The sequence below is a fragment of the Bradyrhizobium sp. CCBAU 051011 genome, from assembly GCF_009930815.1.
In the GTDB taxonomy this organism is placed as follows: domain Bacteria; phylum Pseudomonadota; class Alphaproteobacteria; order Rhizobiales; family Xanthobacteraceae; genus Bradyrhizobium.
In genome coordinates, this window is record NZ_CP022222.1 from 593,008 (window position 1) to 613,486 (window position 20,479).

Annotated in this window: 20 protein-coding genes; 8 read left to right on the forward strand and 12 right to left on the reverse strand. The window is 63.7% G+C overall.

The window, feature by feature from the left end:
- The first annotated feature begins 121 nt into the window (after positions 1–121).
- Positions 122–934 carry a PAS-domain containing protein gene (locus tag ACH79_RS02855; RefSeq protein ID WP_161849670.1) on the forward strand — a complete coding sequence of 271 codons (813 nt, stop codon included), beginning with the start codon at positions 122–124 and terminating at the stop codon, positions 932–934.
- A 106-nt stretch (positions 935–1,040) separates the two neighbouring features.
- On the opposite strand, the gene ACH79_RS02860 is transcribed toward ACH79_RS02855, so the two are convergent.
- Positions 1,041–1,982, reverse strand: a complete 942-nt coding sequence (locus ACH79_RS02860; RefSeq protein ID WP_161849671.1) for an IS110 family transposase — start codon at positions 1,980–1,982, stop codon at positions 1,041–1,043.
- Between the two features lie 398 nt (positions 1,983–2,380).
- On the opposite strand from ACH79_RS02860, the gene ACH79_RS02865 reads away from it, so the two are divergent.
- Positions 2,381–2,842, forward strand: coding sequence for a GNAT family N-acetyltransferase (locus ACH79_RS02865; RefSeq protein WP_161849672.1), 462 nt, complete (start codon positions 2,381–2,383; stop codon positions 2,840–2,842).
- Positions 2,843–2,873: 31 nt separating this feature from the next.
- On the opposite strand, the gene ACH79_RS02870 is transcribed toward ACH79_RS02865, so the two are convergent.
- Complete coding sequence (locus ACH79_RS02870) at positions 2,874–4,232, reverse strand: amidohydrolase family protein (RefSeq protein ID WP_161849673.1); 1,359 nt, start codon at positions 4,230–4,232, stop codon at positions 2,874–2,876.
- 461 nt (positions 4,233–4,693) lie between these two features.
- Between ACH79_RS02870 and ACH79_RS02875 the strand changes: the two genes are divergently transcribed.
- On the forward strand, positions 4,694–5,632 hold the full coding sequence (locus tag ACH79_RS02875) for an aldo/keto reductase (RefSeq protein ID WP_161849674.1): 939 nt from the start codon (positions 4,694–4,696) through the stop codon (positions 5,630–5,632).
- 104 nt (positions 5,633–5,736) lie between these two features.
- Here the strand turns inward: ACH79_RS02875 and ACH79_RS02880 are convergent, their stop codons facing one another.
- The 3 genes from ACH79_RS02880 to ACH79_RS02890 form a co-directional block, all read right to left on the reverse strand.
- Positions 5,737–6,147, reverse strand: a complete 411-nt coding sequence (locus ACH79_RS02880) for an endonuclease domain-containing protein (RefSeq protein ID WP_161849675.1) — start codon at positions 6,145–6,147, stop codon at positions 5,737–5,739.
- Positions 6,148–6,211: 64 nt separating this feature from the next.
- Positions 6,212–7,453: a DUF1501 domain-containing protein gene (locus ACH79_RS02885; RefSeq protein WP_246738401.1), complete on the reverse strand. Its 1,242-nt coding sequence runs from the start codon at positions 7,451–7,453 to the stop codon at positions 6,212–6,214.
- Positions 7,453–9,018 (reverse strand): DUF1800 family protein, encoded by a 1,566-nt coding sequence (locus tag ACH79_RS02890; RefSeq protein WP_161849676.1) that lies wholly within the window; start codon positions 9,016–9,018, stop codon positions 7,453–7,455. Before ACH79_RS02890 ends, ACH79_RS02885 begins: the two co-directional genes overlap by 1 nt.
- 110 nt (positions 9,019–9,128) lie before the next feature.
- Here ACH79_RS02890 and ACH79_RS02895 point away from each other — a divergent pair, with 110 nt between their 5' ends.
- Positions 9,129–9,323 carry a cysteine-rich CWC family protein gene (locus ACH79_RS02895; protein WP_246738402.1) on the forward strand — a complete coding sequence of 65 codons (195 nt, stop codon included), beginning with the start codon at positions 9,129–9,131 and terminating at the stop codon, positions 9,321–9,323.
- Complete coding sequence (locus ACH79_RS02900; RefSeq protein WP_161849678.1) at positions 9,320–10,009, forward strand: HAD family phosphatase; 690 nt, start codon at positions 9,320–9,322, stop codon at positions 10,007–10,009. Before ACH79_RS02895 ends, ACH79_RS02900 begins: the two co-directional genes overlap by 4 nt.
- A gap of 286 nt (positions 10,010–10,295) precedes the next feature.
- Here the strand turns inward: ACH79_RS02900 and ACH79_RS02905 are convergent, their stop codons facing one another.
- The 4 genes from ACH79_RS02905 to ACH79_RS02920 form a co-directional block, all read right to left on the reverse strand.
- Positions 10,296–10,508 carry a glyoxalase/bleomycin resistance/extradiol dioxygenase family protein gene (locus tag ACH79_RS02905; protein WP_246738403.1) on the reverse strand — a complete coding sequence of 71 codons (213 nt, stop codon included), beginning with the start codon at positions 10,506–10,508 and terminating at the stop codon, positions 10,296–10,298.
- Between the two features lie 355 nt (positions 10,509–10,863).
- On the reverse strand, positions 10,864–12,408 hold the full coding sequence (locus ACH79_RS02910; RefSeq protein ID WP_161849679.1) for a heme peroxidase family protein: 1,545 nt from the start codon (positions 12,406–12,408) through the stop codon (positions 10,864–10,866).
- 186 nt (positions 12,409–12,594) lie between these two features.
- The gene (locus ACH79_RS02915) at positions 12,595–12,873 is read right to left on the reverse strand and encodes a hypothetical protein (RefSeq protein WP_161849680.1); all 279 of its coding nucleotides are present in this window, start codon (positions 12,871–12,873) and stop codon (positions 12,595–12,597) included.
- Positions 12,874–13,082: 209 nt separating this feature from the next.
- Positions 13,083–13,790, reverse strand: a complete 708-nt coding sequence (locus ACH79_RS02920; protein ID WP_161849681.1) for a glutathione binding-like protein — start codon at positions 13,788–13,790, stop codon at positions 13,083–13,085.
- A 300-nt stretch (positions 13,791–14,090) separates the two neighbouring features.
- On the opposite strand from ACH79_RS02920, the gene ACH79_RS02925 reads away from it, so the two are divergent.
- Positions 14,091–14,894 carry a tetratricopeptide repeat protein gene (locus tag ACH79_RS02925; protein WP_161849682.1) on the forward strand — a complete coding sequence of 268 codons (804 nt, stop codon included), beginning with the start codon at positions 14,091–14,093 and terminating at the stop codon, positions 14,892–14,894.
- A 95-nt stretch (positions 14,895–14,989) separates the two neighbouring features.
- Here the strand turns inward: ACH79_RS02925 and ACH79_RS02930 are convergent, their stop codons facing one another.
- The 3 genes from ACH79_RS02930 to ACH79_RS02940 form a co-directional block, all read right to left on the reverse strand.
- Positions 14,990–16,705 (reverse strand): hypothetical protein, encoded by a 1,716-nt coding sequence (locus tag ACH79_RS02930; RefSeq protein ID WP_161849683.1) that lies wholly within the window; start codon positions 16,703–16,705, stop codon positions 14,990–14,992.
- Positions 16,706–16,882: 177 nt separating this feature from the next.
- Positions 16,883–17,119, reverse strand: a complete 237-nt coding sequence (locus ACH79_RS02935) for a hypothetical protein (RefSeq protein ID WP_161849684.1) — start codon at positions 17,117–17,119, stop codon at positions 16,883–16,885.
- A 29-nt stretch (positions 17,120–17,148) separates the two neighbouring features.
- Positions 17,149–17,910: a sulfite exporter TauE/SafE family protein gene (locus tag ACH79_RS02940; protein ID WP_161849685.1), complete on the reverse strand. Its 762-nt coding sequence runs from the start codon at positions 17,908–17,910 to the stop codon at positions 17,149–17,151.
- A gap of 304 nt (positions 17,911–18,214) precedes the next feature.
- Here ACH79_RS02940 and ACH79_RS02945 point away from each other — a divergent pair, with 304 nt between their 5' ends.
- Both ACH79_RS02945 and ACH79_RS02950 read left to right on the forward strand, forming a co-directional pair.
- Positions 18,215–19,120, forward strand: a complete 906-nt coding sequence (locus ACH79_RS02945) for a LysR substrate-binding domain-containing protein (protein ID WP_161849686.1) — start codon at positions 18,215–18,217, stop codon at positions 19,118–19,120.
- Positions 19,110–20,330, forward strand: a complete 1,221-nt coding sequence (locus ACH79_RS02950; protein ID WP_161849687.1) for an NAD(P)-binding domain-containing protein — start codon at positions 19,110–19,112, stop codon at positions 20,328–20,330. The genes ACH79_RS02945 and ACH79_RS02950 overlap by 11 nt, the downstream gene beginning before the upstream one ends.
- The last annotated feature ends 149 nt before the right edge of the window (positions 20,331–20,479 follow it).

Consider the following 20,479-nt stretch of genomic DNA (forward strand, 5'->3'; position numbering starts at 1 on the left):
AAAAATACGAAAACTCTACGCATTCCTGCAGCTCTCTCTTAGGACTGGCGGCAGAAAGGCGTGCACAATCGCAACAATCAGGCATGCTTGCGTCGTATTCCCGGCAAGTGACGAGAACGGCATGCAGTTAAACTGGCGCGCAATCTCCGGTCCGGCTCTTACAACGGCGACGGCGTTGATCGCCCTCCTCGTCGACCGGCATTTCGTTCCGGTCCCCAATCCCGCGCCGCTGTTCGTCTGCATCGTCGCCCTTGCCGCTTCCATCAGTGGCATCGCCTCCGGCATGGCCAGTGCCGTCATCGCCGTGGCGTCTTCCGCGCTGTTCTTTCTCAACCACCGCACCACCCCCGGTTACGACATGTCGGATCTGGCGCGCATGCTGCTGCTGGCCGTGACCGCCGGCGGCACCGCGCTGATCACCGGGCTGCTCAGGCAGAAATGGGTCGACGCTTTCGCGTGGGAGAAGAAGCATCATGCCACCGCGGAACGTCTGTCGGCCGCGCTCGACCAGGTTGATATCGGCATTGTGCTGCTCGATTCCGACACCCGCGCCGAATTCATCAACCGCGCCTTCCGCGATTACTTCAAGCTGTCCGACGCGCAGGCCGACAGCAAGCCGCCGTTCATTGCGCTGATGTATCACGGCCGCGACACCGGTGCGTGGCAACTGCCCGAGGACGAACTCAGCGCCTTCATCGCCAAGCGCACCGAGATGATCCGCACCGGCGATTCCACGCCGATCAACATCGAACTCGTGGATGGAGAGGTGCTGCGCTTCACCTGCACCGCACTACCCGATGGCGGACGCATGCTGAGCTACACGCCGATCACCGACCTCGTCCGCCACACCGACGATCCCGGCAGCGCGGAGTACTATCGCGCCTTGCGCGGCAGCCACCGCAGCCTCGCCCGGCACCTCGGCGCGGCGGAGTAGCGGCGAAGATAGCCTACAGGGCCGATGACTCTCTTTCAAACCTCTCCCCGCCTGCGGGGAGAGGTCGACCCGCTCTTGCGCGGCGGGTGAGCGACTATCTGGTTTGTCAAGTTGCATTGGCATACGCGGTTCGCGCGTCGCGAGCTTTTGCGTTGAGCCTGACGAGGAGCTTGCGGGCAAGGGCAATGCGAACGACCATTTTCTCCTTGCCGGCCTTGAGCAGCCTGTCGCGGAACTCGGCAAGGCTTTTGTCGTAGCGGGCGGCGATGGCCGCGACGAGGAAGAGGATCGAGCGGACGCCGGCGCGACCACCGCGGGTGGGTCGCTTGCCCTTTCGCTTACCGCTGTCATTGGCGATCGGGGCAAGGCCGGCAAGCTTGGCAATGGCTTTGTTGGAGAGCGTGCCAATTTCCGGTAGTTCGGCATGAAGGCGCGCAACGGTCCGCCCGGCGACGCCCTTCATCTCGCGCCAGGTCTCGGCGAGCTTTGCCCACAGCGGATCGTCATCGATCATGGAGGCGATTTCCCCCTCGAGCGAGCGGGATTGGCGCTTGAGCAGGGCGATCACTTCGTCGAGGCTGGCCAGCATCTCGGGGTTATCGAGCAGGCTTGCGCGACGCTGCTTCTGCACGGTGAGATCGTCGGTGACCTGCCGGAGCCTTGCCACAAGCGCCTTCAGGCGCTGCTGGGCTTGGCTTGGCAAGGGGGTCGGAGCCAGGTTCTTGGCATGGGCGAAGCGGGCAATGACGGAGGAATCGATCCGGTCGGTCTTTTCCAGAATGCCCATCGCCTCGGCGTAGCGGCGGACGTTGCGTGGATTGGTCAGCGCGCAGCTGATGCCTTTTTCCCACAGCTCGACGAATGCCCGTCGCTCGTACCCGCCACTGGCCTCCATCACCACCAGCGTGACGGCATGTTCACGGCAGAACGCGGCCAGTTCCGCAATGCCTGCCGTATCGTTATTGAAGCTCGCAAGCCGATGCCCGGGCTCGATGCAGACATCGAGCTTGGCTTTCGAAACGTCCACTCCACAAATTGTGTTCTTCACGGTAACCTGCCTTGTCCATGCGATCGGAGCTCAAGCGACTGTTCGGTCGTGCGTGACATGGCGAAGATCCCAAAGCTCACCCACGGTTGTAGCCGGAGGGGGAACGGGCGACATCGCCACGCGTCTTGGCCGGTGGCCACCGGCCAAGACGCTAAGTCGCTTCCATCGCACAAATCTTGGCCGTGCAGATACAAGGGGGTACAGGTATCACATCGTTCACAGCTCGCGGAGAGAGCCCCTCACCCCACCCTCTCCCCGTGAAGAACGGGGAGAGGGAGCCGATCGAGCGAGAAGAAAAATCCTCGCTGCAAAGTTGATGGCTTCCGGATGTGTCTGTACTAATGAACAGACACTCCTCCAGCGTATCCAGCGCGTCAGCCCACAAGGGAAATCGCTTAATGCCCGGCGACCTCATCATCCGCTTCATTACCCGTCAGGACTACGCGCAATGGCTGCCGCTGTGGGACGGCTACAACGCCTTCTACGGCCGCTCGGGTCCGACCGCGCTGGCACCGGAAATCACGGCAATGACCTGGGCGCGCTTCTTCGATGCCTACGAGCCGGTGCATGCGCTGGTCGCCGAGAGCGGCGGCGAGTTGATCGGGCTGACGCACTACCTGTTTCACCGCTCGACGACCATGATCGAGCCGAACTGCTATCTGCAGGATCTGTTCACGAGCGCCGACGCGCGTGGCAAGGGCATCGGCCGCGCGCTCATCAACGGCGTCTACGAACAGGCCAAGCTCGCCGGCGGATCGCGCGTCTATTGGCAGACGCACGAAACCAACCACACCGCGATGCAGCTCTACGACAAGGTGGCGGAGCGTTCCGGCTTCGTCGTCTACCGCAAGCTGTTCTAACTCGATCGAGCGGAGGACCGATGGAGATTTCTCACCTGGTGAGCGTGTTTTTGTAGATCATGCCGTCCTTCATGATGATCTTGAAGTTTTTGGCGGCATCGGCAATCAGGCCGATGTTTTCCAGTGGATTGCCGTCGACAAGGAGCAGGTCGGCGAGCGCGCCCTGCTCCACGACACCGAGCTTTCCCGGATAGGGATTGCGCTTTCCGGACAGCGCCAGCAGTTCGGCGTTTGTCGATGTCGCCATGACCAGCACTTCAGCGGGCGTGTACCAACGGGCAAGCGAGGCCAGAATTGCCCCTTGTTGTTGCGCCAGCTCGCGGGAGAACAGCACATCGGTGCCCCACGCCGTCTTGATCTTGTACTTCTTCGCCAACTCGTAGGACCTGGCTATGCCGGGCCAGACCTCCTCCGCCTTGGCCCGTTGGACGGAACCCTCGGGAAAGCCCAGCCTCAGGGCGTCGGGGAGCGGCTGCTGGCTGAGCCAAACGCCCTTATCGGCGATCAGCTTGGCGGTAGCTTCGTCCATCAGGGTGCCGTGTTCGATACATTTCACGCCAGCCGCTATAGCCCCCCGGATCGCATGCGGCGTAAAGGCGTGCGCAGCAACGTACGTGCCCCAATTCTCGGCCGCTTCGACCGCGGCGCGCAGTTCGGGCTCGGTGAAGGTGGTCACGTCGATCGGACTGAAGGGTGACGACACTCCGCCGCCTGCCGTCAACTTGACCTGGGAGGCGCCCTGCATGAGCTGTTCGCGCACGCGCACGCGCACCTCGTCAGGGCTGTCAGCAACTACGGCGCCACCGATCTGCTCCATGCGCGTGAGCATGCCGCCGATCGTCCGCGGCAGATCGGTCAACTGGCGAAAATCCCCGTGCCCGCTCGTGACAGTGATCATGGCGCCGGACGGATAGATACGCGGTCCCTTGACGATGCCCTCATCAATGGCGCGCTTGAGACCGAACGCCGGCCCACCAACGTCACGAATGGTGGTGAAGCCGCGCATCAGGGTGTCTGTCGCTTCGTCGCCAGCCACGAGATTGTTGAAACCGACGTCACCGAACGCCTCTGCCGGGGTGGTGCGCGCCAGCATCGCGTGCCAATGATTGTCGATCAGACCCGGCATCAACGTGCGCCCGCCGCCTTCGATGACGCGTGTGTCGGCGCGCCGGTCAACCGCGATCTGCGCTCGGGAAATTGTTTCGATCAGATTGCCGCGAACCAGCACGTTCGTTGGTTCTGACAACGATGTGCCCTTGCCGTCGAATATTCTGACATTGTTGAAGAGCGTGGTTGCGCCGTCGCCCTGCTGGGCTTGCGCCGCACCTGCCGAAAAAATTACCGCACAGACCTGAGCCGCCGATAAAAGGCGGAGATAGCCGGAGACCATTTGACCCTCCAAGCGCATTCGCCCTTGGTCATCCTAGCATAGGCGGTACAACCTGTATCGTTGCTTGCCGCCAGGCGTATCATTTGAATCTTTTTGAGACGCCTGAGATTCAAGAATTCGTTGTGCCGGAATTGTCAGAGCTGCCGATCGTGGGTCGTGAACGGGTTAGCCGTCCTGTTCGCTGTCCTGGGAGTTGGCTGGCGACATCGAGCCTGTGGATAAGTCCCGGTGTCACGGCGGCGTAACAAAACGCGGCTAGCCTGCCCCTGCGTCTGATCAGGCCCCCCGTCTCAGATCACGCGCCCCCAGCGGTCCCCGTCAGTCGCCGCGTCTGACCGGGGCCGCATCTTTTTGTGCCGCATAGCTGCCAAGCGTGGGCGCCGGGGGCACCGCTTCTTGCGAGGCGAAGTGGCGCGGGCCACAATGCGCCCCCTCCCTCGACCATCCCACAGGATCGATCCATGCAAATTCGCAACCTCGGCGGCTCCGGCCTGCGCGTTTCCGCCGTCGGCCTCGGCTGCAACAACTTTGGCCAGCGCACCGATCTCGAGACCTCGCGCAAGGTGATCCACAAGGCGATCGACCTCGGCATCACCCTGTTCGACACCGCCGACATCTATGCCGGCATGGGCGGCTCCGAGACCGTGCTCGGTACGGTGCTGGGCGACCGACGCAAGGACATCGTGCTGGCGACGAAGTACGCCAAACCGATGGCGACCGATGGGACCAAGCAGGGCGCCTCGCGCCGCTACATCATGTCCGCGGTCGAGGCCAGCCTGACGCGGCTGAAGACCGACTACATCGATCTCTACCAGCAGCATGACTACGATCCCCTGACGCCGATGGAAGAGACCTTGCGAGCGCTCGACGATCTCGTCCGCCAGGGCAAGGTCCGCTACATCGGCAATTCAAACTTTCCGGCCTGGCGCATTGCGGAAGCCGAAATGCTGGCGCGGCAGATGAACGTCAGCCGCTTCGTCTCCTGCCAGGACGAATACAGCCTCGTGGTGCGCGGCATCGAAAACGATCTGCTGCCGGCAGCCACGGAATACAAGCTCGGCCTGTTGCCGTTCTTCCCGCTGGCAAGCGGGCTTCTTACCGGCAAATACAAGCGCGGCGCTGCTGCCCCCGCCGACACCCGCTTCGCCAAGGCACCGGCGCTGAAGGACCGCTACGTCACCGCGCGCAACGAGGACATCGTAGAAAAGCTGCAGGCTTTCGCGCAAGCGCGCGGCCACACCATGCTCGAACTCGCCTTCTCCTGGCTCGCCCAGCGCCCTCAAGTCGCAAGCGTCATCGCCGGCGCCACCCGCGTCGAACAGGTCGAGCAGAACGTGAAGGCGATCGGCTGGACGCTGAGCGCGGAAGAGATGGCGGAAGTGGATCGGATCACGCAGTGAGCGGAAACGGCTCCCTCCGCTCCCTCTCCCCGTCCTTCACGGGGAGAGGGTCGGGGTGAGGGGCTCTCTCCACGAGTTCTGAACGACGTGAGACCTGTACCCCCTCACCCGGATTGCTCCGCAATCCGACCTCTCCCCGCAAGCGGGGCGAGGTTAAGGGGACCGCTACGCTCTCTCGAAAGCTCAGTTTGAATTACTGTCAGAACGCCTTCGGTATTCCCAAGGACATCGTTGTTCCAAAAGCGAAGCACCTTGTAACCTTCCTCGGTCAAGCGGCGGTCGCGTATTGCATCGGCGGCTGATTCATTGTGCTGACCGCCCGTCCACTTCACGATCAGACGTTTTTCACGGCAGACGAAATCGCATATGTAGCCGCTGATCGGTTTCTGCCTTGCGAACTTGTTTCCGTCGATCTGACGATTACGGATGCGATTCCAGAGGACCTTTTCAGCGTCCGTCTGATTGACGCGCAGCCGTCTTGCGATTCGGATGGTCTTTTCATTGCGGCCACGCATTGCTTGCCCCTCACCCGCCGCGCAAGTGCGCGGCGACCTCTCCCCGCAAAGGGCGGGGGAGAGGTTAGACCACCAGTCCCTGCATCGGCTTCACCGCGCCACTATCCGGAAACACATTCTCCGCCAGCACCTTTTCCGCCAGCCCGAACTGGTCCTTCAGCACGCCCTTCATCACCGCGCGCAGGTCTGTGGTCGGCGCGAGATCGCGGTCCTGGTAGAGATTGGCCGGCTTCAGCCCCGGCCAGTCCGCGATCACCCGGCCGCCTTTCACCGCGCCGCCGGCGAGCAGCGCGACCGTGCCGGTGCCGTGATCCGTGCCCTGCGTACCGTTGATGCGCGCGGTGCGGCCGAATTCGGTCGCGACCACAATCACGGTGTCGCGCCAGCGCGGTCCCATCTCGGTTTCGAATTCGGCGAGAGCGCCATCGAGGCCGCCGAGCAGTTGCGCCAGCCGCCCCACGGGCCCGCCTTCATTGGCATGGGTGTCCCAGCCGTCGAAGGCGAGCGCGCCGATCCGCGGACCGTTGTCGGCCCCCATCAACCGGGCGGCGCCGCGCGCCGCCAGCCGCATCGCCGCCACGCCGCCGGCGCCGGGTTTCGGCTTCATGTCGTCGCCTTGCGCGGCCTTGTCGAGCGCGAGGCCCTGCTTCAGCGCTGATGCCAGTGCGGCATCGCGGTGCTGATAGAGCTCGACGAGCCGCATCGCGGTGTCCTCGCTGGCTTGCGGCACCACGAGCGGCGCCCAGCCGACGGTCGGCGCCGCGCCGCGCAGCACCAGCGGCGTGACCGGCCCGACCGCGAGCGCGCTCGTCACCCGCTCGCCTTTCGGCAGGCCTTCCAGCGCGCGGTTGAGCCAGCCGGACTGCACCCGGCCGGGGCCGGCAAAGCCGCTTTCGAGCACGTCCTGCCCGTCGAAATGCGAACGGTCGCGGTAGGGCGTTGCCACCGCATGGATCACCGCGGCCTTCTTGTCGCGATACATCCGCGAAAATTCCGGCATCGCCGGATGCAGCGAAAAGAAATTGTCGAGCGGCAGCGCCGCGTTCGGTCCGCCCGACGACAACGCGATCGCCCCATGCAGCCCGGCATATTCGGGGTCGCCGATCGGCGCGACGGTAGCGAGCCCGTCCAACGCGCCGCGAAGGATAATGACCACCAGCCGCGGATCGCGGCCGTCGGCCGCGCGCGCGAATTTCGGCAAGTAGGCCCACGCCGCAAAGGAGGCGCCGCCGAGCAGCACGGCACGCCGCGACGTCACCGATGACCGCATGTCCTCGCAGCAATTCATGCTCGTTTCCATCGACATCATCTCCTCTGGAATTCCGGCGACATCAGCAGCAGCGCCAGCGCCTGCTGCCGCGACTCCGCCCGCTCGATGGTGCGCCGCGTCTCCACCGACGCGGTGTCGGCGGCGGCAAGTTCGAGCAGGTCGCGCGGATCGACGCCCTCGGCGAGTCTGGAAGCAATCTGCGTCGAGATATCGAGCCTGAGCTTTATGCCTTCCGGCGCCAGCCATGCGGCGTTGGTGTCGGCAAAACCGTTCGGCCCGGACGGCGACCATAGTGGCTGGCCCAGCGTCCTCAGGCCGCCGAGATAGAGGTTCGGGTTGTTCGGAATCTGCGCCAGCAGCCGGCCGGCCGCGATCAGGAATTCATAGGGCGAGCGGATCTTGGAAAGCGGCGTTTTCCAGGCCTCCTCGGAATCGACCAGCGCCAGTGCCAGCGCCTTCAGATCGCCGTCGGTTTTGGTGAAGACATCCGCCAGCCGCGCCACCAGCGCCGGCGGCGGTTCGTCGGATACAAAATGGCGCGCGAATTTTCCCGCAATGAATTTCGCGGTCGAGGGGTGGCGCGCGATATCCGCCAACACCGCCTCGCCCTGCGCGACGCCTTCGGCGTCGTAAGTTTTTCCCATCACCCGCTGCGCGCCCGGCTGGTGCGCATTGGCGTTGAACACGAACGTGCCGGGCGCGCCGAGCTGGCCCAGCCTCCCGGCAAAGGTCCAGCCCGTGATGATGTGTGCGAGCGCCGTCACGTCGTCCTGCGAATAGCCGCCGCCGACGCCGAGCGTATGCAGTTCCAGAATTTCGCGGGCGAGGTTTTCGTTCAGGCCGCGGTTGCGGTTCTTGCCGGCGCGCGAATCCGGGCCCAGCGATTGCTGATTATCGAGGAAGAACAGCATCGCCGGATGCTGCTCGACCGCCTTCAGCATGTCTGCGAAGCGCCCCAGCACATGCGGCCGGATCGCCTCGCGCTCGAACGAGCCGGCCCACATCTGCGCCAGCCCGCCCTTGGCCGCGGAAATGCAGAAATGATTCGACCAGAACACCACCAGCCGCTCGGCAAATCCGCCGTCGGCGATGACGGCGCGCTGCAGCCGCGCCAGCGCCTCAGTGCGAAAGGTTTTCTGGATAATGTTGAGCTCTGCGGTGCGCGGCGGCGACGGTTTTGGCGGTGCAGGCTGCATCGTCTCGACGCCCGCCGTCGTCGCATTTTCCGGCGGCTTCGCGGGCGGCTCCTTCGGCGCCATTTCCATCGCGATGCTGTTGAGCGAGAGGTTTCGCCGCTGGCCCTTGGCTTCCGGTGACTGCGGCGATGCGCCCTCGCCTGCTGCCGGCGGCGCGGCCGATTTGGCGGCCGCATCGCGCGCCCGTTGAACTTCGAACTGATAGTCGAACGCCGCCCTGCCGAGCGCCGGCGTCGACTGCAGTCCCGGCACTTCGAGCAGCGCGCCGTTGGGCCGGCCGAGTTCTGCCTTGACGAAGCCGCGCGGATCGGATGCCGCATTGAGAAAATCGCCCGAGGCCCCGCCACGCGCGCCGAAGCCGAAGCGATTGAGGGCAACGAGGGCGGCTTGCGAATCGCGGGCCATCGGATTTCCCTAGAATTCTTCCCGGCGTATAGTGGCGCAATATAACGTGCTTCGGCGTGAACCCGGGATTAATTCCGCGTCAGGATGCGGCCTCATTGATGACAAATCGCATGGAACATCAGCCATCCTCGCGCCGTCTCGTCTGCGCAAGCTGCGGCACCGAATTCGGCTGCAATCCGTCCGGGCCCTGCTGGTGCAGCGACGAGGCGTTCCGCATGCCGATGCCGGTCGACGGCAGCGATTGTTTCTGCCCGGACTGCCTGCGCAAACTCGCCAAACAGCGCGCCGGCGCGGGTGCGGCATGAACGGCAAATGGAATGTCGGCGCCGTCCTGCTCGACATGGACGGCACGCTGCTCGACACCGAGAAAGTCTATTTCGAGAGTCTCGTCGCGGCGCTCACGGCCGGCGGCTTCGCCGATGACGCGGTCACGCTGTGCCATGCCATGGTCGGCCTCCCCGGCCCGGCCTGCGAGGCGATGCTGCTAGATCGTTACGGCGCGGACTTTCCGCTCGCCGACATCAACCGCGCCTTCCTCGCCAACCGCGACCGGTTGATGGAAGCTGGCCTGCCGCTCAAGCCAGGCACGCTGGAATTGCTCGATGCGCTTGCCGCCGCCGATTGCCCGATGGCGATCGTGACCTCGTCATCGCGGCGCTCCGCCGAACGCAACCTTTCGCTCGGCGGCATCCGCGCGCGATTCGACACCGTCCTGACGCTCGACGACGTGACGCGCGGCAAGCCGAGCCCGGATTTGTATCTCCTCGCTGCGACACGCCTAGGCTTTCCACCGCAAGCCTGCATCGCCGTGGAAGATTCCAATCACGGCGTCGCCGCCTCCCATGCCGCCGGCGCGATCACCATCATGGTGCCGGACATGACGCCGCCGACGGAAGACACCCGCGCGAAATGCGCGGCCGTGCTGCCGGATCTGAATGCGGTGCTGGCGATGCTGCGCGAGCGCGCCGGATTTGGACGACGCTCGTCGTAGCCGTCATTGCAAAAATGCGTAGGGTGGGCAAAGGCGCTCTTGCGCCGTGCCCACCATTTATCACCGCGCTTGTGATGGTGGGCACGCTTCGCTTTTCCCACCCTACGAAACTTCCGGCAACCGTCATTGCGAGGAGCTCGCGACAAAATTGCAGAGCAATTTTGCGCCGAAGCGACGAAGCAATCCATCGCGCCGCAAGCGGAGGCGTGGATTGCTTCGCGGAGCCTGTCATCGGGCGGCGCTTCGCGCCGACCCGTTGGCTCGCAATGACGCCGGAGGACCAGAGCTATTCCGCAGGCCCTGCGAATAACAGCAGATTCCCGTCCGGATCCCTCACGATGAAATTGCGCGCGCCCCAGGGCTCCCGCCGCAGCGTCTGGAAGAACGTCACGCCAGCCGCCTGAAGCGTGAGAAAGAGGTTTTTGATCTCCTCCGCACGCGCGACCGTGAGCGACGCAGCGAGCAATTGCTCGCGGTCGCGCAGCTCCGGATCGATCAATGGCGCCGCAACGCAGCGCAGGTTGATCCGCGCCCGTAACAGTGGTCAAGAACGAGCCCGTCACGGGAAAAGGCTGTCAAGGCTGAGCGCGGCCTCGGCCTACTCGAGATATGCCGGCGACTGGCGCGCCTGCCGCAAGAACCGCGCGCTCCTCACTAGCGTCATGCCCGGGCTTGTCCCGGGCATCCACGTCTTTCTTTTCCATCATTCCGAAGACGTGGAAGGCCGTGACGAGCCCGGCCATGACGATGGATGCAGACGTACGAAACATCATTGCGATTGCGCGAGCCTTGTGCGCAAGCCTTGGCGTCGCGCAATCGCAGGAGCTCCTCAGACGAAGGCAGGCGCCGAACGCCTAGACCGTGGAAATGCCGTCGATCGGGCTGATATCACCGACGAACCGCAGCAGATCGGCCATCGTGAACTCGCCAGGAGTCTTGGATGGCAGCGTCGGCTTCCAGTTCTTGCCCTTCAGCCACAGATACGACTGATGGTCGCCGTTGACGAGGCCGACGAAGACTTCCGCCACGATCGTGGCGCCGACCGGTCCGAGCTTTTCACCGCCGCCGCGCTGCTCCGCCTCCTTGAGGATGTAGTACCAGAGCGGTGTGTGCTCGTGCAGGCCGTGCTTCTTTGCCACGGCGCCGTCGGTGCCCTTCGCGATCTCGGAGGGAGTGAGCGGATGCTTGATTTTCATCGCCCTGGCGACATCCTGTCCCGACGGCAGCCCGAGCATGACGCCGCGTTTGAGGTTGCGGAACGGCAGGCTGCCGCCGCCGCCGGGCAGATTGTGCAGCTGGGGTATCAGGAACGGATCGATCTTCCGCGAGGGATTGAGCCGCACATCCGGGGGATTGGTCGCCAGCACTTCGTAGTAGCGGCGCCAGTCGATGATCCAGTTGCTGGAGAGCACCGGTATAGGCAGCGGCGGCTGCACCGGATCAGGCGCGAGATCGCCGATGATTCCGCCCGACAGGCCGGTGAACCTGAACAGCAGGTCAAGCGAGGCGGGAATGCCGCCGCCCGGCGTGAACTTGCGATTGTGGCTGTAGATCTCGCGGACCATGCTGTGGCCGAACCGGTACGCCGCCGCAGAGAACTCGATCGGCATATAGGGCGTCTTCCTGAAGCGGTAGAAGCGGCGCCCCTGATCGAGGATCTTGGCGACAATCCCCTTCTCGGTGATGCGCTCCACGAAATCGTGTAACACCATCCATTGGTAATGCCAGGTCACCGTCTGGCGCGCCTGCGCGAACAGCTCGCCGGCCGGCACCCCTGACGCGGCAAGGTGGTCGCACACCTTGTTGTGAAACTTCAGCATCGCCAGGTGCGTCTGGGCAACCACGAGATTTTCGTCATTGCGATGGTCGCCGATCAACGCAAAACCTTCCGGATTGCGCGGCAGGTCGTTGCGCGGCGTGATGGTTACATCGTCGACGCTGATGGTCTTGCCGAGCAGCAGTTTCGGCCCCGGCGTCTTGCCGTTGGCCTCGCCGGGATTGCGTGCGTAAAGCTGGCGGCTGCCGTCCGGACCAAGACCATAGACACTGTCGAGATCGAGCGCCGGCGTGCGGAAGTTCTCGATCCCCAGCGGATCGGCTACCTTGTCGCCGAGCGAGGTGAGATCGAGCGTGATGTCGTGATCGACAAACTGGCCGAGATAGGTGAAGCCGGCCGGGACCTTGGTGTTGTTACCGGTGGCGTCACCCGGATTGGCGTCCTTCATCGCGTCGGCAAGCTCCTTCAGCGGAGCGTCGTCGACAGCGAGCGGTTCGAGATTCGGAAACATCCGTCCGAACATGCCGGGATCGTCATGCCCGGAAAGTGAATCAAGAAATTGTCGGGTCGGTTGACGGCCGGCCGTGCCATGGCCGGGCTGGACATTCACTTGAGTTGCCATCACTTCCTCCAATCAAAAATGTTGGGAGAAGAGGGGTACCGGTGTGTCGCGGTGTCAGGTCAATAAAGGTTCAGGTAAATTAGCTCGATACCCCTCGAGAGGGTTCAATCAGCAAAACCCATCCGCAGATTGTGACCAATCGGAGCGTGGTGCCAGCGGTTTATTTTTCGATTTGTGTGAGCAACTTCACTGACGTGGCGCGATGTCGAACTCTTTGCGCAACTCGGCTTCGGTGTAAGAGCACACACCGCCATCGAGATCCCGCACCAGCCACTCCTCCAGATACACGATCTGCGTCCCGCTTTGTCTTTCATGTCGAAGCTCGAGGTGCCCGTCCTCACTTCGCTGCAGCGAGCAAGTGGATTGTACCCAGGTCGGCCATTCGTGCAGCGGCTGTCCGGTGAACTGCCAGGCGATCAACGCCACGTTGGTCGGGCGCGGCTTCAACTTCAGTGTGGTGTCCACAATCGTCTCCGAAAGAATGGTTCCTGCAGTTTGACAACGCCCGAGCCCGGCAAAAGTTGGGCGTTCGGGGGCAATTCTCGCCCCGATTCGCCGATATTGCCTATGCGTCTTTGGGATGGATATCCGGTGAATCCCCGGCCTATCGGGCCGGGAAAGGACACGCGGGCCGGGCCCCGCATGTCCATGACTGCGTCGCCGCGCGCCCCTGCTTATCGCACCACCGCCGCGGTCTGGCCGAACAGGATTCTGCGCTCCTCCTCGGTGCGGTTCACCGGCTGGCCGAAATTCGGATTGACCTCTTGCGCCTTGGCGTAGGCGCGCTCGGTCGCGGGCCGCGCGCGGATGGTTTCCAGCCAGCGCTTCAGGTGCGGGAAGTCGTCGATGTTCTGGTCCTGGTTCTTGTACGGCACGATCCAGGGATAGCTCGCCATATCAGCGATCGAATAATCGCCGGCGATGAATTCGCGATCCGACAGGCGCTTGTTCAGCACGCCGTAGAGCCGGTTGGTCTCGTTCACGTAGCGGTCGATAGCGTATTTGATTTTTTCGACCGCGTAATTTCTGAAGTGATGGTTCTGTCCGGCCATCGGCCCGAGCCCGCCCATCTGCCAGAACGTCCACTGAATCGCGTCATAGCGGCCGTAGAGATCGGCGGGCAGGAATTTTCCGGTCTTCTCGGCGAGATACAACAGCATCGCACCGGACTCGAAGATCGAGACCGGCTTGCCGCCGCCCTTCGGTTCGTGATCGACCATCGCCGGAATGCGGTTGTTCGGCGCAATCGCCAGAAACTCCGGTTTGAACTGCTCGCCCTTGCCGATGTTGACCGGAAAGATCTTGTAGGGAAGCCCGGTCTCTTCGAGGAACATCGTGATCTTGTGGCCGTTCGGCGTGGTCCAATAATGAAGGTCGATCATGCGGCGATCCTACCGTGCATTGATTTGTTGTTTTCGCAAGAAAGATGCGACTGCATGAATTTGGGCGGATCACGCGCTCAAGTCAATGGCATTGGCACCGCGCGCGCGAAAGTGATGACCACCCACGCGACAACAGACGATCAGCCCAAACGGCGATTTGCTGCCGCTTCAGTGATGTCCACTTAACCATTGGCGTTGCTTTGGTCCGTTGCCTGATGAGTCCGGCGATCAGCAACCCCTGCATTAACGATGTCGCTGGTAGGATTATCGAGCTATTTGATCACCTGGAGGACATCCCCAATGAGGATCAGCCGCGCCATCAGTTTCGTGTTATTTGCCGGCCTGACTGGAATGATGTTTGTGTCAACACCCGTCAGCGCAACTGAATCGCTCCAATCCAGAGTGGATGACCTTGTCACGCGAGGACGGGAGGCACTCGCGGCACGAAAGCCGGACGAGGCGATCGCTGCATTCGATTTCGCGATCGCGCTTGATCCCGCAAATGCGATCGCCTTCCATCATCGCGGATCCGCCCGGATGCAGAAACAGGACAGGGACGGAGCATTGGCCGACGTCGAAAAGGCGATATCGATCGATCCGGGCTACGCCATGGCCTATCGGACACGCGGCGCGATGTTGTCCGCGAGAAACGACAATGCCCGGGCAATCAGTGACTTCAATCGGGCGATAGAACTCGATCCGAATGATGCCCTGGCATATTTTGTACGCGGCATGTTTCGGGCGAAGGAACGGAACTATGCCGAAGCCATCCTGGATTTTGGCCGGACGATCGCACTGAACCCGAAATATGCGGAAGCCTACATTCAACGCGGCCAGCTTTATCAGCGCGACCAGAAGGTTGAACTCGCGTTTGCCGACTACGACGCAGCAGTAAAAGCCGAGCCGAACAATGCCCGGGCTTACACTAAACGCGGTGAGATCTGGCTGTCGAAGGAACCTGCAGGCCAGAATTTCGATCACGCAATCGCGGATCTTGAGCAGGCGTTGAAGGCCAGTCCAAATGATCCGCTGGCGAAGCAGCAATTGGAGGCCACGAAAGGCCTCAAGGAGTTTTTCTTGAAGACGGAGGCCGAAAGGAAATAGCCGCAATCGACTGCATCTTCCCGGATCGTCAAACGCAGAAGAGGAACTCCGCTTCGCCGCGCTTTCGCTTCGCGGCGAGGCGTGATCCGTTCGGCTCAGGCGTGCAGCCAGAACGCACTTTCGGCGAACTGATCGCCTTTCCACCAGTTGAGCGTACCGGTGCCGCGGCGGAAATTCCTGGCTCCGGCCTGGCTTTGCAGCGGCTTGGTGACTTCGCCCGCGGCGTTACGCGTCGCACGATCGTCATTGGTTTCCGGCACCACGGCGACGATATGGCCCGATTTGCCGTCCTGCTTCCGGCGCGCCACGATCAGGCCGACCGCACCGATATTCGCCTCCTGCTGCAGCTTGGTCAGCGTGCTGGTCTGACGCCAGCCGAAGCGCGGCCCGAAGTCGCGCAGCCAGCGGAACAGGGCGTTGGCGCGCATCTCCATGATGGTGTTGTCGATCAGCGGCTCGACCTTTTCGCCTCGCGCCAGGCGCTCGATGGCGCCGGGCGTCCACCACACCCGCGGCAGGTACACGCCGGCCAGGATACAGTAGTCGTGCGCATAGATGTTGCAGAAGGTCAGGCCGCTGCGCGGCTTGTAGCGCTTGTGCGCTGCCTTGTCGGAAGCGAGATAGTCGATGATCGCGTTAAGGCTGCTCCGCAGTTCCTCGGGAGTCTGGCCCTTGCGGGTCGGCACGTCGGGCTCGTTGAGCGAATGGGCGCCCGCGATCTCCGTCCGCCTGGTGATCAGGCCCCGCCGGCGCGGCATGATGACTTCGACGATGCCGCTCACGGGCGCGTCCATCATCAACGCCACCGCCGGGATCTCGGTCACGTCGGCCGGCGCCGGAGCAAGGAATTCCGCCGAGGCGAAGCCGCGGATATGCGCGCCGGCCAGGCTGGTTTCGATCTCGATGAACTTCTTCACCGGGGTGCCCGTGACGGCACGCACCGCATGACCGTCCGGCAGTTGCGCGATCACATTCCTGGTCGCCGGCGAACTGATCTTCGGCTCGCGGCGCACGCGTAACGGAGTGAGCTGCGTCTTGACCACGAGGAGCGGCCCTGTGGCCTCGACCGGCGTCGGCGGCGGCACGATGGCGCTGTTGGGCGGCGGGGGTGGCAATACCGACGAGCCGCCCGGCACCGGGACGGTGTGCGCCATGCGGATGAAGTCGAAAATATGCTCGCCGTAGAATTTATGGCCGTCGAAATGGCCCTGCTTGAGGCCCTTTCTCGGGATGAAGTTGCCGGTGTTGTAGGCGATCGCGACCGCCGTCAGCTGCATGTCTGACAGCGACGGCTTGTTGAGCAGGCCGATCTTCTTCGCCTTGTCGGTTAGTTCGCCGATGCACTTGCCGAGCGTTTCGCTGAACTTCTCGTAGCGCTTCTCGAGAAAGTAGTCCGGATCTTCCTTGAAGAATTGCAGATCGAGCTGGAACATGCCGAAGCCGCGGCAGAACTTGTTCGGGTTCGACACCGGGAATCCCGGAATGAGCTGTCCCATCTCCACCAGCGCCTGGCGGGCGATGGCGAACATCTTGTCGCCTCTCGGGACCGACAGCAAGTGAGCCTTGTTCCTCGGAAATGCCTTGCGGCCCTTGTTGGGCGGCTTGAAATCGATCGTGTCGCCGACGCAAAGCGCGAGGATGCGGTCCAGTGTCAGGTCCGGCTTCCTGCGCAGGATCGGCCAGACATCGCCGGTCTCCTGACAGGCCAGCGCGACCAAGAGATCCAGCGTGAACGGCGTTCCCGCGACCGCGCGTTCGACTTCAGCGTGAAAATTCTCCTTGAACCATTTCATATCCGCAATATTCGGCATGACAAACTCCCTTGCCTCGCGCCGGCGCAATATTTGGTCAGGTGCAATTACTGATTGCAGAGATCGCAATGGCTCCCCGCAACCTTACGATGTCAAACTGAATAGGCGATCGGAGGGCGGCCGCATGTTGCCGCGCCCACATTCACGAAAACTTGTGTGACCGGCAGTCCTCGGGAATCAGCGGCCGCGCCGGTTGTCGCGCAAGAACTGCTCGCCGCGCGGGGTAATTGCAATCCGCACGCCCTCGCCTGCCACCGGCTGGCGCGCGACATAGCCGCGATCGACCGCGTCCTCCCAGATCGTCAGGCGTGGGCATGAGGTGCGCCAGGTCTCGATCACCTCGGAATAAAGCCTCGGCTCGCGCGCGATCCATTCGACGAGATCGAGAACCAGGGGATCCGTCGTCTCGCGCATCAGCGCCTCCGCGTCAGAAGCGGTCCAACTCAGAACGCCAGCGCACTGTTGCGCGTGAACAGCAGCCAGCCGCCGTACAGGATGTAATAGCCGGCCACCGTCGTGATCAGCCGGTTCGCCCAGGTGCGAAACTGCGCATCGCTCATCGCTTCCAGGATGCGCCGCGCCAGCGTGGTGCCGAGCATCGAGGCGGCAATGGCAACCGCTGCCAGCACCGGATCGAGGGTTGCCGCCTGGTCGACGATGCCGCCGAAATAGATCAGTTTGGTAAGATGGCTCGCGACCTGGCAGGTCGCCTTGGTGGCGACCACCTCGCGGCGGCCGAAATTGCCGCCGAGAAAGAACGTGTCCATCAAGGGACCGGAGACGCCGGTCATCAACATCAGCCCCATGCAGATGAAGCCGTAGAACGACCCCTGCGCAATGCTGTCGGGATTGGGCTTCAGATTCTTCGGCATCAGCCGCGCCATGAACGGCGTCGCCCCGAGCAGCAACAATGCAATGGGCTTGTCCGGCACGTAGCGGGCGAGCGACCAGGCGCCGAGCGCGAGCGCGCAGCCGATCAGATAGACGAACACCGGCCGCCACCGGATATGCGCCCGCCACAGGAACGCGCGCCAGCCGTTGGACGCCATCTGCGTGATCGCATGCAGCACCATCGCGGTGGGTAGCGGCATCAGCACCAGCAGCACGCCGATCAGGATCATCCCGCCGGCCATGCCGAACAGCCCCGACAGAAACGCCGTCGCGACCATCAGGGCACCGAGGGCTGCAATCATCAGCGGCGTCACGCGAAGTCTCCTGCGCAGGCTGGGCCCGATCTTGAAAACGCGTTGCCCCTTCTCCCTCTCCCCGCCTCTTGCGGGGAGAAGGTCGGGGTGAGGGGCTGTCTCCGCGAACTCGCTCACAGTTGGACTCGCGGAAGCAGCCCCTCACCCGGCGCTACGCGCCGACCTCTCCCCCGCGAAGAGCGGGGCGAGGTTGAAACCGGCCGCACCGATTCAACCCAGGCTCTTGTACCCATCTTGTGCCTCGCTTGTCGCGCCTGCGCAAACTGAGTTATCTTGCTCTGGCATCAGTTTTCCTGAGGGTTATGTGCGGCGGCTGCTCTTTCTCAACGGCATCAAGGCGTTCGAAGCGGCGGCGCGCAGCGGCAGCTTCGCCGCGGCCGGCGCCGAGCTCAACGTATCAGCCGCGGCGGTCAGCCGGATGGTGCATCTGCTGGAGGAGCGGCTTGGGGTGGCGCTGTTCGAGCGCAAGGCCAACCGCCTCGTCACCACGGCGGCCGGCCGCGCCTACCAGAGCGGGCTGACACCGATCTTCGATGCGCTGGCGAGCCTGACCGCGCAGGTGACGGCGCCCTCAAGCGTGCGCGTGCTGACCATCGGCGTCGGGCCGACCTTTGCGATGAGATGGCTGATCCCGCGGCTGGCGGACTTCCGCAAGGAAGAACCCGATATTGACGTCCGCATCACCACCGGCGGCGCCGCGGTGCCGTTCGGCGAGGACTGGAGCTGCGGCATCAAGCTTGGCGGCGGCGATTGGCCCGGCCTGATCGCCGAGCCCCTGTTCGCCGCCGACCTGCTGCCGGTGTGCGCGCCGCGGCTGGCCAACGCGCTCAAGCGCCCGTCCGAGCTGAAGGGGCCGACCCTGCTGCGGGTGGCCCATTCGCCCGACGACTGGCCGGCATGGCTCGAGGCCGCCGGCACCGCCCGCATCACCGCCCGCGGGCCGGAATTCGAGTTTTACGGCCAGGCGCTGCAGGCCGCGGTCGACGGCCTCGGCGTCGCCATGGGCATCCGGCCCTATATCGACGACGACCTCGCCGCCGGCCGGCTGATCGCCCCCTTTGCGTTAAGCGTGCCGAAAGGCATGCGCTGGTATCTGGTCTATCGGGGGTTCAGCACAGGGCAACGCGATTTCGCCGCGTTCCGGCGCTGGATTGTTCGCGCGGCGGCAGAACCCGCCACGCGCCGCAGGGGCCAGAGACATGCCGGATGAAACCATAAAGACGCTCGTCATCGGCGGCGGCCAGGCCGGGCTGGTGATGAGCCACCGCCTCAAGCAGCGCGGGCTTGCGCATCTGGTGGTCGAGCGCCACCGCATCGCCGAACGCTGGCGCAGCGAACGCTGGGACGGGTTGAAATTCCAGTTTCCCAACTGGTCGGTGCGGCTGCCGGAGTTTCCGTTTCCGCACAGTGATCCGGACGGGTTTTCGGACACTGCCGACATCATCCGATTCATCGAGGCCTATGCCGCTTTCGTCGCGCCGCCGATCCGCTGCGGCGTCGAGGTGACGCGACTGTCGCAGCGCGAGGACGGGCGCTTTCTCGCCGAGACCACGGACGGCACGATCGAGGCGCGCAATGTCGTCGTCGCCACCGGTCCCTATCAGCGCAATGTCATCCCGGACCTGCTGCGCGATCTGCCGGTGTTTCAGGTTCACGCCTCCGCCTACAAGAATCCCGAACAGCTTCCGCCGGGTGCGGTGCTGGTGGCCGGCGCCGGCGCGTCCGGTGCGCAGATCGCAGAGGAATTGCTCGAAGCCGGCCGCCGCGTCTATCTCTCGGTCGGCCGGCACCGCCGCCTGCCGCGCCGCTACCGCGGCCGCGACCTGATCTGGTGGCTCGCCGAAATGCAGTTCGACCAGATCACGCCGGAGGAGCGCGGGCCCGCGCGCCTCGGCCCGGTGATTTCCGGAGCCTATGGCGGCCGCAGCATCGATTTCCGCGACTTCGCCGCCCGCGGCATGATCCTCGTCGGCCATCTCGACACCGCCGTTGGCAGCGTGATCGAGATCGCGCCGGGTCTCGACAAGGCGCTGCACGAAGGCGACATCGCCTACACCACCTTCCTCGACACCGTCGATGAATATGTCAAACGGCGCCACCTCGATTTGCCGGAAGAGACCGGCGCCCGGGCCACGCTTCCCGACCCACCCAGCGTCACCGCGCCGCTCACCCGGCTCGACCTTGCCGCCGAAGGCATCTCCTCGATCATCTGGGCCACCGGCTACGGCGTCGATTTCAGCTGGATCGATATCCCGGTAACGGATGCACGCGGCGAGGCGGTTCACCGCAATGGCATCTCTCCGGTGCCCGGCCTGTATTTCCTCGGCCTGCAATGGCTCTCGAAGATGAACTCCTCGTTCCTGTCAGGCGTCGGCGACGACGCCGCGGTGCTGGCGGATCATATTCTGGGATACCGGTGAAGGACCTCATCCAACCTCTCCCCGCCTGCGGAAGAGGGAGTGGACCGCCGCATCCGGGGAACTCACCGAAAAACGCCATCAGATGTGAACCCCTTCACATCTCATCTCGCCGCGCCGTGCTGTTGTCGCGCCATGGGCAATTCCGGGGG